Annotated in this window: 14 protein-coding genes; 6 read left to right on the plus strand and 8 right to left on the minus strand. The window is 34.6% G+C overall.

Annotation, left to right across the window (positions count from 1 at the left end; all coding sequences use genetic code 11):
• The first annotated feature begins 1,148 nt into the window (after positions 1-1,148).
• Positions 1,149-2,213, plus strand: coding sequence for a PEP-CTERM sorting domain-containing protein (locus tag ACP6PM_RS35005; protein ID WP_426591480.1), 1,065 nt, complete (start codon positions 1,149-1,151; stop codon positions 2,211-2,213).
• A 958-nt stretch (positions 2,214-3,171) separates the two neighbouring features.
• On the opposite strand, the gene ACP6PM_RS35010 is transcribed toward ACP6PM_RS35005, so the two are convergent.
• Positions 3,172-3,486 (minus strand): Mo-dependent nitrogenase C-terminal domain-containing protein, encoded by a 315-nt coding sequence (locus ACP6PM_RS35010; protein WP_426591481.1) that lies wholly within the window; start codon positions 3,484-3,486, stop codon positions 3,172-3,174.
• 784 nt (positions 3,487-4,270) lie between these two features.
• Positions 4,271-4,690, minus strand: a complete 420-nt coding sequence (locus tag ACP6PM_RS35015; RefSeq protein WP_426591482.1) for a peptide chain release factor 1 — start codon at positions 4,688-4,690, stop codon at positions 4,271-4,273.
• A 406-nt stretch (positions 4,691-5,096) separates the two neighbouring features.
• Between ACP6PM_RS35015 and ACP6PM_RS35020 the strand changes: the two genes are divergently transcribed.
• Positions 5,097-5,312, plus strand: coding sequence for a hypothetical protein (locus ACP6PM_RS35020; RefSeq protein ID WP_426591483.1), 216 nt, complete (start codon positions 5,097-5,099; stop codon positions 5,310-5,312).
• A 383-nt stretch (positions 5,313-5,695) separates the two neighbouring features.
• Here ACP6PM_RS35020 and ACP6PM_RS35025 read toward each other — a convergent pair whose 3' ends face one another.
• Positions 5,696-6,226, minus strand: coding sequence for a DUF4168 domain-containing protein (locus ACP6PM_RS35025; protein WP_426591484.1), 531 nt, complete (start codon positions 6,224-6,226; stop codon positions 5,696-5,698).
• 322 nt (positions 6,227-6,548) lie between these two features.
• The gene (locus tag ACP6PM_RS35030) at positions 6,549-7,010 is read right to left on the minus strand and encodes a hypothetical protein (RefSeq protein WP_426591485.1); all 462 of its coding nucleotides are present in this window, start codon (positions 7,008-7,010) and stop codon (positions 6,549-6,551) included.
• Between the two features lie 259 nt (positions 7,011-7,269).
• Between ACP6PM_RS35030 and ACP6PM_RS35035 the strand changes: the two genes are divergently transcribed.
• Together ACP6PM_RS35035 and ACP6PM_RS35040 are read left to right on the plus strand one after the other, a co-directional pair.
• Positions 7,270-9,477 (plus strand): AAA family ATPase, encoded by a 2,208-nt coding sequence (locus tag ACP6PM_RS35035; protein ID WP_426591486.1) that lies wholly within the window; start codon positions 7,270-7,272, stop codon positions 9,475-9,477.
• Entirely contained in the window at positions 9,471-11,660 is a 2,190-nt protein-coding gene (locus ACP6PM_RS35040) for a GAF domain-containing sensor histidine kinase (RefSeq protein WP_426591487.1), read from the plus strand. The genes ACP6PM_RS35035 and ACP6PM_RS35040 overlap by 7 nt, the downstream gene beginning before the upstream one ends.
• Before the next feature lie 52 nt (positions 11,661-11,712).
• Here the strand turns inward: ACP6PM_RS35040 and ACP6PM_RS35045 are convergent, their stop codons facing one another.
• The 3 genes from ACP6PM_RS35045 to ACP6PM_RS35055 form a co-directional block, all read right to left on the minus strand.
• A complete protein-coding gene (locus tag ACP6PM_RS35045; RefSeq protein WP_426591488.1) occupies positions 11,713-12,342 on the minus strand; it encodes an SH3 domain-containing protein in 630 nt (209 codons plus the stop codon).
• Positions 12,343-12,934: 592 nt separating this feature from the next.
• Entirely contained in the window at positions 12,935-13,249 is a 315-nt protein-coding gene (locus ACP6PM_RS35050) for a hypothetical protein (protein ID WP_426591490.1), read from the minus strand.
• Between the two features lie 549 nt (positions 13,250-13,798).
• On the minus strand, positions 13,799-14,569 hold the full coding sequence (locus ACP6PM_RS35055; protein ID WP_426591491.1) for an SH3 domain-containing protein: 771 nt from the start codon (positions 14,567-14,569) through the stop codon (positions 13,799-13,801).
• 160 nt (positions 14,570-14,729) lie between these two features.
• Between ACP6PM_RS35055 and ACP6PM_RS35060 the strand changes: the two genes are divergently transcribed.
• Entirely contained in the window at positions 14,730-16,073 is a 1,344-nt protein-coding gene (locus ACP6PM_RS35060) for an NACHT domain-containing protein (protein ID WP_426591492.1), read from the plus strand.
• Here ACP6PM_RS35060 and ACP6PM_RS35065 read toward each other — a convergent pair.
• Positions 16,060-16,269 carry a Uma2 family endonuclease gene (locus ACP6PM_RS35065; RefSeq protein ID WP_426591493.1) on the minus strand — a complete coding sequence of 70 codons (210 nt, stop codon included), beginning with the start codon at positions 16,267-16,269 and terminating at the stop codon, positions 16,060-16,062. The two genes, ACP6PM_RS35060 and ACP6PM_RS35065, sit on opposite strands and share 14 nt — an antisense overlap.
• Before the next feature lie 16 nt (positions 16,270-16,285).
• On the opposite strand from ACP6PM_RS35065, the gene ACP6PM_RS35070 reads away from it, so the two are divergent.
• On the plus strand, positions 16,286-16,882 hold the full coding sequence (locus tag ACP6PM_RS35070) for a hypothetical protein (RefSeq protein ID WP_426591494.1): 597 nt from the start codon (positions 16,286-16,288) through the stop codon (positions 16,880-16,882).
• Positions 16,883-17,320: the final 438 nt, after the last annotated feature.

Below are 17,320 nucleotides of genomic sequence, written 5' to 3' on the forward strand. Positions count from 1 at the left end.
TTTAATTCTCATTATCATCATCAACGGCAAAACCTGCCCCTACAATTTCAATGATTATACCCAACAATAAACCATCTAAACATTAATTATCAAAAAAAAACAACCCATACAAAAACCTGTAGGGGTGGGTTCACCATTTAATTATTATACTCAACAATAAATCATGTAAACCCACCCCGAACCCCAACACATATTTATCAACAGATAGGGGGGCAGGTTGATTTTATTTAATTCTCATTATCATCATCAACGGCAAAACCTGCCCCTACAATTTCAATGGTTGTACCCAACAATAAACCATCTAAACCCATACAAAAACCAGTAGGGGTGGGTTCACCATTAAATTATCATACTCAACAATAAATCATGTAAACCCACCCCGAACCCCAACAAATATTTATCAATAGATGAGGGCAGGTTTATTTTATTTCATTCTCATTATCATCATCAACGGTAAAACCTGCCCCTACAATTTCAACGATCATATCCAACAATAAACCATCTAAACATTAATTATCAAAAAAAACAACCCATACAAAAACCAGTAGGGGTGGGTTCACCATTCAATTATCATACCTGACAATAAAGTTAGATAAACCCACCCCATAACCATTTCATTCTCATTATCACCATTAATGGCAAAACCTGCCCCTACAATTTTATGGGTTGAATTTCTTCAATGACAAACTGGACTTCTTTGCGATCGCCAACTTAAAGGCCACATTAACTGTCGGCCACATACAATATTCCTGCTTTAGAAAATAGATAAAGCAACTTTTCATCTTTATTTTTATCTCTACAAATCAATCTATTTTCCTCTCTTCAAAAAAAGCTTTCGGGATTCATTTAAGTGATCTCACTTAACCACTACAAAAAAGTAAGCCATTTAGCCTATATATAGATAATTTTCATCAGTATTATCACAATTTTTCTAGGTTATTTTCAGAAAAAACGTATCAGAATAAATACATATTTATATTGTTTTAGTAAAGATACCTCTTTACCTATTGCACTTTTTATAAAAATTGTGCATCATAGTAAATGACAAGTAAACCAGGGGAGGTCGAAAATAAATATTCTGATTTATCCTCTATATTCAAGAAGTTAAAAATTACAACAAAACAAACAAACCAACGAGAATAATTAAAATGAAAACAACAAAAACTTCTTCCCTAATATCTCAAGCAGCATTCTGTGGAAAGAGTGCATTGGTGGCGACTATAGCAGTAGCAGCAAGCGTGACTTCTGCTGGAGCAATTACTCTTGATTTTGACAAAGATGCTAACGGTAATGATCTTGAAGCTGGCACAGTTATTGACATTGACGCTTCAAATAAACAGCATCTTCAGGTAAACCCTTGGTCAGACCTTCCAATTGGCGTTGAAATTGAAAAAGTTGGTAGCAATGGCAAAGGTGTTACCTTATTCAACAGTAGTTGTAATCCTTTTGAGATTGAAAACTCAGGAAGTAATAAAAATAATTATAGCAACTATGACCCACTAAATAGTGGAATTACCGACGCCTGCAATAAGAAGATTGGAAGCAAAACATATGGAGATGAAGACCTAGCAACTGGAGGGAATTTGAATACACGAGCAAGAGGTAACATCCTTATTGTTCAAGAGAATAACAAAACAAACAATAGTGAAAAATTATTTACAGCTCCAGACGATCAGGGCGATGGTGGTGCAATCAAATTTACCTTTGAAGAGGATATTGCATTAGGAAATATCGAATTTCTTGATTTTGATAAGACAGATTCTAATAAAATTAACTTGATAGCTAGAGACGCAAGTGACAACATCATAGCAAACTATACATTTTCAAGGGCTACAGGAGAAGTAATTGACAACGTTGCAAACAAAGTATTTGCAAATGCTGTTAATGAGACTAATGTAGATGAAGCTTTTACAGCAGACAAGCTTACTGGTAATCCCTACGTTGAATACTTTTTAGCTAATCAAAGTGTAGTTCCTCATAAGTTTGAAAACTCTGTCTGGGATTTTTACTTTGAAGAAGAACTAGGACAAGTTCGGAGTCTTGAAGTTCAATTTAACGGTATAAGTGGCGCTATCTCTGAGATATCATACGAAAAAACATATAAGGATTTCATTTCCGAACCCAAAGTTCGCGTACCAGAGCCTAGCAGTATAGCAGCTTTAGCCTTCATCGGTGGTGGAATGTTCCTTTCCCGTCGTCGTCAGTCTCACTAAGAAGTTATCTTGAACTATAAATTGCATCTACTTTAAATTCTAAAGCACAAAAAAATAAAATTCCTATAACTGGCATTCTCCTAAAAGCTCAACAGGAGAGTTCCAGTATGTTTTTGTTTGTATATTCATACCCGCATTTCTGGGCTTTGTTGTATGAAAGTAGCGATATAGCTCCTGCTAGACCTTGTCAGCATCAAAACTATTTAGGTAAACGAGTCAAACGTGGTTTGTTCAGAAGTTCAACAGGTAAAGTGATCAATGCTGACGTTAATGGTAGCCTTCAGATAATTAGAAAGAAATTCCCAGGGGCATTTACTGCCGTTTGCGTAGCATTCCGTAGGATGGCAATAGTGAGCTGTGCCGTACAGCCAGTATTGGTTAATCCAATATCAAGATAAAAGCTGTTTCATTTTTCTACAGTTTTTTTCGTACGGTGATATCAAATTTGGATAATTATTATAGCCTAGTCATTGCGACTTACACTCGTGGAAGGAAGCAATCTCAGGGGTGACGCGAGATTGCTTCCTATCGTCGCAATGACGACACCGGATTCTATATTATAGGAACGGGGGCGGGTTTATCTAAATAATTGCTAACACCATTAATTTAACGCGGAACCCGCCCCTACTATTCTAACCAGGCTTGAGATTTGGTATAACCTGTAATATCATGTTAGGATAATCACTAACTATAAAGTCATTGCGAGTGGAACGGAGTGGAAGGAAGCAATCTCGCCCAACCCTGAGATTGCTTCCTATTGTCGCAATGACAACTATTCAACCGGATTTGATATGACTCCTCCAATTCAAATAATTTTAATTATGACCAGGTACTTAATATAATGCCAAAAAACCCAATTTCCTCCTTGAAACTGGGCTTTTATTACCATACTTAAATATTATTCAGATACCGATAAAAACAAAATAAAAAGCAAACAATTTAAAATCAGAAATAGATTTCAACAATAACTTGTAATATCCTCTCCACAAACATCCGCTAGAAAAGTTAAAGCCCTAAATCTTAAGCCGATAAATTGGTCGTACAAAGGATTAAGTTTACACATAGGAGGAATGTGAAAAAGTAGATGTCCGAATAGTTTTACATCTCTCTCAAAAGGACATTGAGCCGGGATTAATTGACATAACCAATGTGCCATTTTTGAATTGTTTACTTCTACACCATCAAGATATTTTCTAATTGGTTGTAGTAGCTTATCTAAATAGTTATGATGTGCTGGAGCAACTTCTGGTGAAATACTTGTAATCGAGCTCATAATCGGATAATCCTATATAAATTCAACTCTATCAATATATTTCTACTTTAACTTTGATGTCACCCAATTGCATAGTTAAATTGACCTGTTTTGAGAAACTTTCACAATTGCTTTAAATTTTTACCCTACTATTGTGAAGATTCGATTAAGTATTTGAATTTGTGTTTCAAATCACTAGCTTTTATTAAAAAAATTTGTTAATCCGGATATTAAATAATTAAAACCTAAAAAAGAATTATTATCTATAAAATTTAGGAAAATCTTTAGTAAATTTACATAAAAAAATAGTTATAGAAAAAGTTAAATCAAGCAAATTGTTGTCTACTATACTTATATTTTAATTTTATTATGTTATTTAGAAAAATATTTTGATCTAAATCACAATAATGTAGGGACTTTCCATGGCAAGTCCCTACAGAAGTTAAAAAAGAGCGTTGCTGAATAAATGTATGATATTCAGGAGTTAGGAGTTAGGAGTCAGGAGTCATAAGGTAGAAAAGAATTTTTTCCTCACCAATTGTAGTTTATAGGTATAATTTGTAGTTAATTTAAGAACTCTTCAATATCTGACTCAATGAGTTTCATACCTAAAAATCAGCAACGCCAAAAAAAGGTTTATTAATTTGCTGGAGATATCTATTAAAATAAAATCAATTATCGCACATAAATCATCAATTTTCTCCCCCTACTCTGTACGGACGTTGCATGCAACGTCCCTACCTACTCCCTACTCCCTATTTTCTGCAGATATCTATTACAATATTCAGAATATTCTGAATATTTTTCACCGTCGCCAATAAGGTCGCCCTTTCCAGAAAACTCCTACAGCTAAACTTATTAATGAAGCTTTAGATGCACTTAGCAATATAGAAGGTAAAGGGAGGAAAGACTTTAATAATAAACCAATAAATAAACATAAAACTAGCGCCCAAAGACTAGAATTATTCAGTAACCATTCTTTCTGCCACCATTCCAATAAATAAACTGCTAATGCTCCCATTCCTACTGCTACCCCTATGGGTATTAAAACTCCAAAAATAGGAGATGAAAATAACATATTCAATGGTTTCAGAATCACAAAAAAATAAGTGAGGCTGAGGATTAATAATACTTCTGAAGCTACTACTGTCAAAGTAGCGATAAAACTTACTAAAGATAGTTCTTGCCAAGGTAAATTTTTTAAACGTTGCCAAATATTATTCATTAGTTTATAGTTTTTTGTGGGATTAGAAAAATCAGGTTAATTTTAAATTATACCAAATAATTAGTTATAATAAAGTAGGTGGGTTACGCGACAGCACAACCCAAGAAAAGCTTGCTGGTATTGGCTTGTTTTTAATATATTGCTTTTAATAGACCTCTTGCAAAAGTTTTAATTATATCAATTCAAGATCTAAAATCAACAATTTCATCTCCCTCCATACCTATTCCCTATTCCCTATTCCCTGACTTCTGCAAGAAGTCTAATATAAATATTTAACCAAAGATTATATTACCGAAAAATTAAGGTTTAAAGCCTCTCCTTTCAAGGAGAAAAAGCGGTCGAAGGATGGCGAGGTCTCCGTTCCCTCCGGGACGCTATCCTAGGTCATGCTCCGCAAACGCGTTTCATGTCGCGTAGCGTTTCATGTCGGCTCAAGCGCCGAAAACGCTTGCCTCCAATCGACCAAGAGAGTGGTCGGAAAGCGGAGCATGGAGTAGGATGGGATGGATGGGTTATACCATTTATCAAAAAGAATGCTATATCCGATTGGGTGGGGAAGTTTGGGGTGTTTGGGGAGGTAGGGATGTTGCATAACAAAAATGCGAACGTCCGTACAACATAAGAATAATAAACATTAACTGGGCTAATAAAGAGCAAAAAATTAATTTCCCCTGTGTTAATTACTTAATAATTGAAGTGCGACTTAAGTATAGCAAATACTTTTGGGAATTGGTATTACCTAATCATATCCAATCGACCAAGGGCACAAAAAAATTTCTTTTAGCCAATCCTCTTCTTTTTAAGAAGAGGTAATTATTAATTATTAATTGTTAATTATTAATTATTGAAATAGGACTTACGCGAAGAAACCTGATTTCTACTATAAATCTTATGTTTGAACAATTGAACAATAGACCTCTAGGAAAAAACCTGGTTTCTAAGTTACTATGGGTAAATTCTGTTCTAGTAAAATTCTCTGTATTACTATTCCCAGGAAGTGATTGATTAATTACCAGTTTGTTGCTGAATACGAATCAATTCAGCTTGAATTTTTTCTCGCAAAGTTGGATCGGTTTTTTGAGTCATTGTAATTCGATTAAACCGAGAAACTGTCAAATCATTTCCTTCAATAATTTTTTTAGCTTGATTGCAGTAACTAACAGCAATTACCTGAATATTTTGTGGTAAAGTATTAACACTGCTTTTCTGATTACAAATAATCGGCGGTACAGACCCACCGGGACTTTGTTTTTGAAATTCATTTTGAATTTCTCTATATACTCCTATTCTCAAGTTCTCAATTTGTAAGACTGAAACAGCATACTTTGTTATTTCTTCAGCAGTTACTGCTTGATCTGTGAAAGATTCTTGAGCATAAGCTGGTGTATCAAATATAGGATTTAATGATGGGTTTGACACTCTAGGTATTATGCCCATCATTAAGCCTAATGTAGACAAAGTTACGACGAATAAAGACCGGGATATCAGTCTCTGGGGGCATAGTTGAATATTACAAACTAAAGCTTTAATGTTCATAGTTCCGATCAAGAATAAAAATTAAACTACCTAAATTATTTAGAATTATTTTAATGTGAGAAAGTTCCCATTTAATTAAGGGTATTTAATGAAAGTAGAGAAGATTCAAGTAACTTAATATACAGCATATTATCTCTAGTTTCTGCCAAAAAATTTATTGACAGGAACTATATAGTTGATTTAATCAGCATATTTTAAATATTTAATTTTTCACAGTTTTGCTTTAAGAACTAAAATAAGTTGGTAAAATATTTAACGAGTGCTAATTCTAGATACTGAAAATCTATAAATTTTATAACCCAAAGAGAATCCCCACAGCTTTTTATTTGGGCCAATAGTGACCACAATCAATGCAGTAGTAATTAACCCAACCTTGGCTGATATTTTCACTCCCACATTTGGAGCAAGATGGAACAAGGAAACGCTTAAGTATCTTCGTCAGAAAAATTGATTTTAGTATGTGCCTAAACTCAAACTTTTCCTCCAGGAATGCTTCAATATCACCTATGTAAGTGCAGTGATAATTAACATGCGCGATCGTGTTTTTATCTGTGTCGTTGCTGAAACCTTGGGATGAATGTTTGCACAAAAGGTAAATTCCATCTTTTACTTCCTCTTTCTCTAAAGCTATAATTCTAGGACGCAAAAGACCCAACGCCCCCCACACTCCCCACACTAATTCCAGAACGCAAATATGCAACGCCTTATCTGTTCTTTGCAGTGCTTCTCCGAGTCCATCGATATTTCTTTTGAGTTTTATATTCAAGCTGTCGTCTAAACTCATAAAAGCACTGTTTAGTAAGGACAAAAGCTGGCCTTGGCTGGCCTTTTTTACAGATTAATCAGAGTTTTATATTATACAGTAATGGCTTTGCTGAATAAAAACCTCAGAAGCCTGATAAATCAAGCTTTTTTTCAATCAACTTTATCAAGAAAAAATATTGCACAGCAAGGAGTTCAGGATATTCATGCAACAAAGACAATAGTAATTATTTTATATAATTAATCTAGGTGTAATTCATTACCTTTAGTCTAATTAACTGATGCAGAAAATTCTCAACTATCAACTCCTAGAAGAAATTTATGCCAGCGATCGCACGGTTGTGTATCGCGGCTACGCAGAATTATACAAAAAATCAGTCATCCTCAAACTCCCGAACCATCCCTATCCGAATTTCCAGCAGTTAACTCAATATCGCAACGCTTATACCCTGGTGAAAAACTTGAACATTCCGGGAGTAGTAAAAATGTTAGCACTGGAAAAATTTGAGCAACGTTTAATGTTAGTAATGGAAGATTTTGGCGGCATATCTCTGCCCAAATATGTCAATCAGGAAAATATTTCTAAGTGGATAAATGGAATAGACATAAGTCAATTTTTTAACATCGCTCTACAAATAATTAACCCCCTAGAAAAATTACACCAAAATCGGATTATTTATAAAGATATTAAACCGCAAAATATTATAATTAATTCCCACACAAAGCAAATCCAACTAATAGATTTTAGTAGCACAACAAAACTCCCCAAAGAAATACCAGAAATACGCAATCCAAATACCCTAGAAGGGACTCTAGCTTATATCTCACCAGAACAAACAGGGCGAATGAATAGAGGAATTGATTATCGGAGTGATTTCTACTCATTGGGAATTACATTTTATGAATTATTAACCAGGCAACTGCCGTTTAGTTCAACAGACCCCATGGAGTTAGTTCACTTTCATATTGCTCGTCAACCACAAGCTCTAATAGAATTGAATCCCCAAATACCAGAAACTCTCAATTCTATAGTGTTGAAATTAATAGCAAAAATGCCTGAAGCACGTTATCAAACAGTAGGAGGGTTACGCTATGATTTAGAAAAATGTCAGTCTGAGTGGGAAAATACCAAGAAGGTCACAGTATTTGACCTGGGAAGAAAAGACAGTAGCAACTACTTAATTATCCCAGAAAAACTCTATGGAAGAGAGCAAGAAGTAGAAGTGTTATTAACAGCATTTGACAGAATTTGTGAGAGTAGCAAATCCCCAATAGAGTTGATGTTAGTCGGAGGATTTTCCGGGATAGGAAAATCAGCATTAGTGAATGAAATTCATAAACCAATTGTCGAAAAACGAGGTTATTTTATTGATGGAAAATTTGACCAATTTCAAAGAGATATACCATTTTCAGCATGGTTAAATGCCTTTCCAGAATTGATTAAGCAAATTTTAAGTGAACCAGAAGAAAAATTACAAGGGATAGCCACTGAATTACAAGAAATATTAGGAGAAGAAGCACAAGTAATAATAGATGTAATTCCGGAATTAGAATTATTGATTGGAAAACAACCTCCAGCCACAGAATTATCTCCGAGTGCAGCGGAAAATCGGTTCAATTTATTATTCTCAAAATTTATTTCTGTATTTGCTCAAGCAGAGCATCCTTTAGTAATATTTTTAGATGATTTACAATGGGCAGATTTGGCTTCTATGAAATTGATGAAGTTGGTGATGGGAAAAAGTGATATTAAGTATTTATTATTGATAGGAACTTACCGAGATAATGAAGTAAATGCCGGGCATCCTTTGATATTAACTATTGAAGAAATTAAAACAACTGGAGGAATAGTTAATCAAATAATTCTGTCTCCTTTAAGTCAGTCAGCACTGAATAATTTAGTAGCTGATACTATTAATTATTCTCCAGAAGAATCACTAGCACTAACAGAACAGATTTATCGCAAAACTCAAGGTAATCCATTTTTTAGCACTCAATTTATCAAGTATCTGCACAAAGAAGGATTAATTTTTTATAATGAGCAACAGGGGAAATGGTTGTTCAATTTGCCAGAAATTAAAATTTTGGCAGGGAGTGGGGATGTAGTGGAGCTGATGGCAACCGAAATTCAAAAACTACCCCGCTCGACTCAAGAATTATTAAAATTAGCAGCCTGTATAAGTAATGAGTTTGACTTAGAAACTCTCTCAATTGTATCGGAAAAATCAAGACTAGAAACGGCGTCATATTTATGGAATGCTTTATCAGAAGGATTAATTTTACCAGCAGATGAAAGCTACAAATTTTATCAGGGAGAAAAGGATGATAATTTGCCAGAAATAAGAGATGTAGAAACACCGACTTATCATTTTTTGCACGACAGGGTACAACAAGCAGCTTATAGTCTAATTCCCGAACCAATTATTTCAAACAGTTTAAGCAAGAAAATACTTACTACTACACCAAGATTTATCATCAAGCTGTGCTGAATTTACTCGGCAATTCAGAAAATCCTGAATTATTATCAGGTAGTGCTTTTAATGAAGAAAAATTTATTCCTTTTTATGAAAAAATTAATGACCGCTATGCTTTATTTCAAATCTATCTTCATAAATTAATTCTGTCTTATTTATTGGGAAATTTTCACCAAGCAAAAGATTATGTTTTGCGCGGAGAAGAATATGTTGAGGGTGGTGTCACCGGATTCTTTTATTTTCCAGTATATTACTTTTATAGTTCACTAGCTCTACTAGCTTTTTATCCTACTGCAGGAGTGGATGAACAACGGCAAATACTAGAGCAAGTGACTGTCTATGGGGAAAAAATGAAATTTTGGGCACAACACGCACCTACAAACTATTCCCATAAATACTATTTAATAGAAGCAGAAAAACACAGAATACTTGGAGACAAAATAGCAGCTATTGAAGCTTACGAACAAGCGATCGCCGGAGCTACAGAAAACGAATATATGCAAGAAGCAGCTTTAGCAAACGAACTGTGTGCCAAATTCTATCTGGAGTGGGGTAAAACAAAAATCGCCCAAACTTATATGATTGAAGCATACTATGGATATGTTAACTGGGGAGCAGTAGCCAAAGTTAAAGATTTAGAAAAACGCTATCCACAACTACTAGCTCTGATTTTGGTTCGCTCTTCTGAAAATAGCCATCTTTTCAGCAACAATATCACCTCTTCTCACACCTCCAGTAGCAACACGGAAAATATCCTCGATCTAGCAACTGTAATTAAAGTTTCTCAAACTTTGTCTGGAGAAGTGAAGCTAGAAAATTTGCTCTCAACTTTAATTAAACTGATCATGGAAAATGCGGGGGCACAAAAATGTGCTCTTATTTTACTGAAAGACCAACAATTAATACTTGAAGCAATGACTCATGTTGTAGATACAGCTATCCCTAGCGATCGTAACCAATGTCTCCAAAATTTCGAGCGACCTCGAGTACCTGTTTCCGCATCCCAAGAGTTACCCCAAGCATTAATTAACTATATCTGGCGCACTCAAAAATTTCAGGTATTGGATGACGCTAGTACAGAAACAACATGGGTAAAAGACCCCTATCTGAAACGACAGCAACCTAAGTCTATATTATGTACTCCCATTACCAAGCAAAGCAAACTTATCGGTATTATCTACTTAGAAAACAATTTAATAAAAGGTGCATTTACTCCTAAAAGATTACAGTTATTAGAAATGATTACGACTCAAGCAGCAATTTCTCTAGAAAATGCTTTGCTTTACGATACTTTAGAACAAAAAGTCGAGCAACGCACCCTACAATTAAATGAAAAAAATCAGACTTTAGCTCAAACTCTAGAAGAATTAAAACGCACTCAAACTCAACTAATTCAATCCGAAAAAATGTCATCTTTAGGGCAGTTAGTAGCAGGAGTAGCCCACGAAATTAATAATCCAGTCAACTTTATTTCTGGCAATATCAAATATACTACTGAATACGCTCAGGACTTATTAGATGTCATTCAAGTTTATCAGGATAATTATCCCCAACCTGTTGATGAAGTTATAGATATTATTGAAGATGTGGAATTAGATTTTTTAGTTGAAGATTTGCCGAAGCTATTAAATTCGATGAAAGTAGGAGCTAATCGAATTAAAGAAATTGTCGAATCTTTACGTAATTTTTCTCGTCTTGATGAATCAGAAGTTAAGAATGTAGATATACATGAAGGGATAGATTCTACTCTGATGATTCTCCAAAGTAATCTCAAAGCTCAACCCCATGAATTGGAAATTAAAGTTGTGAAAAATTACGGTCAATTACCCAAAGTCAGATGCTATCCCGGCGAACTGAATCAGGTATTTATAAATATTATTAGTAATGCTATTGATGCACTACAACCCATGAGAAATCCCAACAGTAATTCGCCTCCTCAAATTACTATTACTACGGAAATAGAAGCAGAAAATCAAGTCAGAATTCGGATTGCTGATAATGGTATGGGTATGAGTGAGGTAGTGCAAAAAAGAATATTTGACCCCTTCTACACAACGAAAGAAGTAGGAAAAGGTACGGGGTTAGGTTTAGCAATTAGTTATCAAATTATTGTGGAACGTCATGGGGGAAATTTAGAATGTATTTCTACTCCCGGAGTAGGTTCAGAATTTATAATCTCAATTCCCCTACGACAATAATTATTGCAACCATAAAAAGGAAGGAAAATTAACAATTTTTGGGAAGTTTAAACTAAAAATTCTCATTCCCTTCTATTAACACTAAAAATTGATACTCATATCCACGCAGATGAGAATCTAATTGTAAAGTGTATACTCCACTCAGAGAAATAACACCTCTCCACTCACTTTCATTACCTTCAACATTGGGTTCTCTTGCCATAAGTTGGCCATCAGGACTAATAATTGCTGGAAAAACATCCCCAAAATTTCTGATAGTTAGGGTCTGACCCTGAATCATCCTGACCCGGTAGTTATGACTACCAGCACCAATAATCTCACCTCTAACAATAGCTGTGTCGCTTTCTGGCGAAAAAGTAATAGTCTTATTTACTCTTGGACAAGTGCTACGAGTTCGGTTCTTGGCAACCCAACCTGTAACAGGATTAGTAATTTGTAGCCAACCAGATTTTTCATCTGCCACAGAAACAAAGGTATTATTGTTAAGTTGAGCAACCACATTACCTTCTTTAACTTCTGGAGTGCTACGAACATTCAGAGGTGCTTCAGGATCATCTACTATAGCCATAACTATTTTGCATCCTGATGTTGGTGGTGTAACTATAACTAGACTAGATTTTTGACTAACTAAATCTGAGGAATTGAGAGTTGAAGATGAAGACTTTAAAGGAAAACTATTCATATTAGGAAATCCTGGAGGTGGTAAAACTACAACTGTGCTGGAATTAGCAAGAAGAGAGGTAATTATTAATTGTTAATTGCTGAACAATTCCAATCTTATTAGACCTTTCGACATGGGAAAATCACAATCAGGAAATTTCGGATTTATTAGTCGAGCAACTTAGGTGTTGCTAAACCAAGGGATGAATCTTTGTAGAAAAGATAAATTCCATCTTTTACTTCCTATTTCTCTATCTAAAACTATAATTCCACAACGTAAATATGCAACCTCTACTACACTTCCCACACTCCCAAAACTCCCCACATCATGGCAAAATCACAATCAGGAAATTTCGGATTTATTAGTCGAGCAACTTAGGTGTTGCTAAACCAAGGGATGAATCTTTGTAGAAAAGATAAATTCCATCTTTTACTTCCTATTTCTCTATCTAAAACTATAATTCCACAACGTAAATATGCAACCTCTACTACACTTCCCACACTCCCAACACTCCCCAACCCCCCACATCAATTCATCCCGCAAATATGCAACCCCGTCGAGCAACTTAAGTTTAAAGACAATCTTTTTCTAACTTCGTTAATGGAGATTTAAACTAAAAATTCTCATTCCCTTCTATTAACACTAAAAATTCATACTCATATCCACGCAGATGAGAATCTAATTGTAAAGTGTATACCCCACTCACAGGTATAATACCAGTCCATTCATTTTCATTACCTTCAACATTAGTTTCCCTTACCATAAGTTGGCCATCAGGACTAATAATTGCCGGAAAGACATCCCCAAAATTTCTGATAGTTAGGATCTGACCCTGAATCATCCTGACCCGGTAGTTATGACTACCAGCACCAATAATCTCACCTCTAACAATAGCTGTGTTGCTTTCTGAGGAAAAAGTAATATACATCTGCGAAAATCAAAAATAAAATCAAGATTTATCACAACAATCCTTTGTTATTACGGATGGACCTGCATTTTCTTGCAGAATGACTAGCGATCGCTCCTTGGAACTGGAATGACATAATTACTTATCCCACACTTTGCTAATACACTATCCAGAAAATCAAGTCATAATTCGGATTGTTGATAATGGCATAAGTATGAGAAAGATGGTGCAAACAAGAATTTTTGATCCCTTCTACACCACAAAACCAGTAGTTCAATAATTAATAATTAATAATTACCCCTCCTTGAAAAGAAGAGGATTGACTAATTATGAAAATTTTTATTTATTATCCCCTATCCAAGGGGAGGCTTTAAACCAAAATTTTTCGGTAAAGGTACAGGTTTAGCTTGAGCAATTAGTTATCAAGTTATTTTTGAACGTCATGGGGAAAATGAGAATGTATTTCAACTCCCACAAAAGGTATATAATTTTTGATGAAAATTACTCTTAGATGATAATTATTGCAACCAGAAAAGGGAAAGAAAATTAACAATTTATTGGAAGTTTAAACTAAAAATTCTCATTCCCTTCTATTAAGACTAAAAATTCATACTCATATCCACGCAGATGAGAATCTAATTGTAAAGTGTATACCCCACTCACAGGTATAATACCAGTCCATTCATTTTCATTACCTTCAACATTAGTTTCCCTTACCATAAGTTGGCCATCAGGACTAATAATTGCCGGAAAGACATCCCCAAAATTTCTGATAGTTAGGATCTGACCCTGAATCATCCTGACCCGGTAGTTATGACTACCAGCACCAATAATCTCACCTCTAACAATAGCTGTGTCGCTTTCTGGCGAAAAAGTAATAGTCTTATTTACTCTTGGACAAGTGCTACGAGTTCGGTTCTTGGCAACCCAACCTGTAACAGGATTAGTAATTTGTAGCCAACCAGATTTTTCGTCTGCCACAGAAACAAAGGTATTATTGTTAAGTTGACCAACTATATTACCTTCTTTAACTTCTGGAGTGCTACGAACATTCAAAGGTGCTTCAGGATCGTCTACTATGGCCATATTAATTTGACACCCCGATGTTGGTGGTGTAATTATAACTGGACTAGGTTTTTGACTAACTAAATCTGAGGAGTTAAGAGTTGAAGATGAAGACTTTTGTTGATCGGAAACTAGGTTGCTATTCAACGTTTGTGTCTGGAAATAATTATTAGCAAATTGTGACGAACCAGACTGAATTGTGAAATAAGCTATAGAACTCGCACTCGCAAGTCCAGCTATTCCTGTAATGATTAGTTGTCCCATATTCAATGACATAATTTTTACCTCCCGATAAACTTGATTATATGTTCACTTTTTTAGTCAATTTTAATTTTAATCATCAGCATAACTGTTAACTATTAAAGCAAATATATACCGTGAATATTTTAACCATATAATAGCTAACTAAACCATGTAAAAATAGAGTTATATAAAGGTGCAAAGAAATCGCGATAAACTATTAAATACAGTCAAGAGAGAAGTTTTACAACTGCGATTGCAGTCTCTACACCATCCAGTGATAGTTAATCTTGTCCGTCAGCAACCACCCCAACAATTAAAACGTTCTTGGGATATAGAAATAAAAGTAGGAAAGCGCCCTATTGTTCAACTCCCTCCAAAAGTTAATATTATGCAAGTTTTTGACCGCATGAAAGGAAAATTACTCTTATTAGGAAATCCTGGAGGTGGCAAAACTACAACTTTACTGGAATTAGCTAGAAGGCTTGTGATTAGGATGGAAAAAGAGCCAAACTTACCAATTCCAATATTATTAGACCTTTCGACATGGAAAAATAACAATCAGGGAATTTCGGATTGGTTAGTCGATCAACTTAGGTTTAAATACAATATTCCCAAGAAAGTTACTAGGAACTGGTTAGAAAATCAGCAATTATTACCTTTAATAGATGGCTTCGATCGAGTATCCCCAGAATTATCTGAGCATTGCTTAGAAAAGATTAATAAATTCTCAGTAGATTTTCAACCAAAACACTTAGTTATTTGTAGTAGTTTTGTCGCTTATAAAAATTGTCAAAATAAGTTCAGAGTGAATGCTGCTGTCTTGTTACAACCTTTAACAGATAACCAGATTCAAGATTATTTATTGGTGGCTAGAAGTAGAGAACTTTGGAATTATATTCAGGAGGAACCAGAGTTATTAAACTTAGCTAAAACACCATTAATGTTAAGCATGATGACTTTAGCTTATGAGGAAATTTTAATTGCTGCTTGGAGAAGAATTACTTCTAAACAGGGAAAAGAAAAATACTTATTAAATGCTTATATTCGTTCTCAATTAGGGGGAGAAACTAACTATAAATGGTATTCTAGGGGTCAAGAACCACTACCAGAACAAACAAGACGGTGGTTGGCATGGTTAGCACAACGAATGGCAGCAGAAAATATTCAGGAATTTAGAATAGAAAAACTACAGTCAACTTGGTTAGATTCTCATGGCGAGTTACAGACATATCAATTAATTGTTAATTTGATTAGTGTATTATTTTGGGGGTTTACTTTTGGATTTATTTTGACATTACATTGGGAATTAAAGGCAGGGTTAATTATTGGTGCTATTGGTGGGTTAATTGGTGGGTTAATTGGTTTGCCCGGACTGAAAAATTTAGTGCTGCGAATTGTTTTATTTAGTAATGGGCATATTCCCTGGAATTATCGTCGTTTTCTGAATTATTCTGCTAGTCGATTATTGTTACAAAGAATAGGCGATCGCTATCAATTTATTCATCATTTATTGTATAAACATTTTACTGAAATGTAGTGGGAATTCCAGCTTTATTAAATACTTGTTCGGCAGTTAATTCTAATCCTTCAAATAGAGAATCTATCAGTAGGGTATCTCCCATATAAATTTGTCGCGGTGCATCTGGATAAAAAACTGTAATACTTCTAGCTTTACTATCAACAACCCACACTCTTAACACTCCTGCATCTAAATAATCTCTAGAAACTCTCAAGACTAAAATCCCTCAATTGATAGAAAATTTCTCTAGTACATTACTAATTCGTGGGCAATACGGAGGAATTATCAAAGCAGGTGAGGATCGTTTGGCTATTTTTTATGGATTAGAATATAATCAAGCAGAAATTCATATTCCTGTGGCTAAAACTCCAATTCATTTACCTCAAAATTGGATAAGTTGGGTAAGGGGTGAAACTGATTCTTTTGGTAATCGAAATGAAGCTTCTATTCTCCAAGCTATTCAACAAGGAGTATCTCAATGGATACCTTGGGTAGCAGAGTTAGAACCAATAGAGTTGAAAAAAAGTCTTCAAGTCTATCCAGGTGAAAAACCAGCAAATGAATTAGAAACTGCTAAAAGAGATCATAATCCTATTCGTTATCAGTATCAGCTTCAAACTGGGGAACAGTATATTCATATTCCTGGAGCCAAGTTAGTATCAATTGTTTATCATTCTTTCCTGATTATTCATAAGTTATTACAAACTTATGTTAACAAAGGTATTTTGACAGAACAAGAAGTCTTAGAACACCTAAAAATAGACAATGATAGAACAATAATTATCTCTCAAAAATTAGAATCTTTACTAGGGAAGAGATTGTCATAATCTCCTCTAGAAAAACGAGAAAAAGTTATTAAAGAATTAAATGTATATTAAGTTGATATAATTTATATAAAATCCGGTTAGACAGTTGTCATTGCGACGATAGGAAGCAATCTCGCGTTACCCCTGAGATTGCTTCCTTCCACTTCGTTCCAGTCGCAATGACTTGGATATAGTAATTATTCGGATTTGATAAGTAGAGCAAGCTAAAAAAAAGAGGTTACATATTTAGCCACAAAATGCCTTAAAAGATTGATATACTTGAATTGTGAGCTAATTTACAATTTGATACATAACGCACAAAATTTATCACGCTCTACTATTTATTACTTATATATTATGTATATATTATGACCGAAAAATTTGGGTCTGGTGCCGACTCTTTTAAGAGGATAAAAAAAGAGAATATTCCTGAGTTCCAGTCCCCTTATTGCAGAGGTA

The organism is Dapis brunnea BLCC-M229, assembly GCF_050015995.1.
Classification (GTDB): Bacteria; Cyanobacteriota; Cyanobacteriia; order Cyanobacteriales; family Microcoleaceae; genus Trichodesmium.

Bases quoted from the DNA above. Each gene is read 5' to 3' on its own strand.
- ACP6PM_RS35015 (WP_426591482.1), bottom strand. From the start codon at position 4,690: ATGAATAATATTTGGCAACGTTTAAAAAATTTACCTTGGCAAGAACTA.
- ACP6PM_RS35030 (WP_426591485.1), bottom strand. From the start codon at position 7,010: ATGAGTTTAGACGACAGCTTGAATATAAAACTCAAAAGAAATATCGAT.
- ACP6PM_RS35045 (WP_426591488.1), bottom strand. From the start codon at position 12,342: ATGAATAGTTTTCCTTTAAAGTCTTCATCTTCAACTCTCAATTCCTCA.
- ACP6PM_RS35005 (WP_426591480.1), top strand. From the start codon at position 1,149: ATGAAAACAACAAAAACTTCTTCCCTAATATCTCAAGCAGCATTCTGT.
- ACP6PM_RS35055 (WP_426591491.1), bottom strand. From the start codon at position 14,569: ATGTCATTGAATATGGGACAACTAATCATTACAGGAATAGCTGGACTT.
- ACP6PM_RS35025 (WP_426591484.1), bottom strand. From the start codon at position 6,226: ATGAACATTAAAGCTTTAGTTTGTAATATTCAACTATGCCCCCAGAGA.
- ACP6PM_RS35035 (WP_426591486.1), top strand. From the start codon at position 7,270: ATGCAGAAAATTCTCAACTATCAACTCCTAGAAGAAATTTATGCCAGC.
- ACP6PM_RS35010 (WP_426591481.1), bottom strand. From the start codon at position 3,486: ATGAGCTCGATTACAAGTATTTCACCAGAAGTTGCTCCAGCACATCAT.
- ACP6PM_RS35050 (WP_426591490.1), bottom strand. From the start codon at position 13,249: ATGTATATTACTTTTTCCTCAGAAAGCAACACAGCTATTGTTAGAGGT.
- ACP6PM_RS35020 (WP_426591483.1), top strand. From the start codon at position 5,097: ATGTCGCGTAGCGTTTCATGTCGGCTCAAGCGCCGAAAACGCTTGCCT.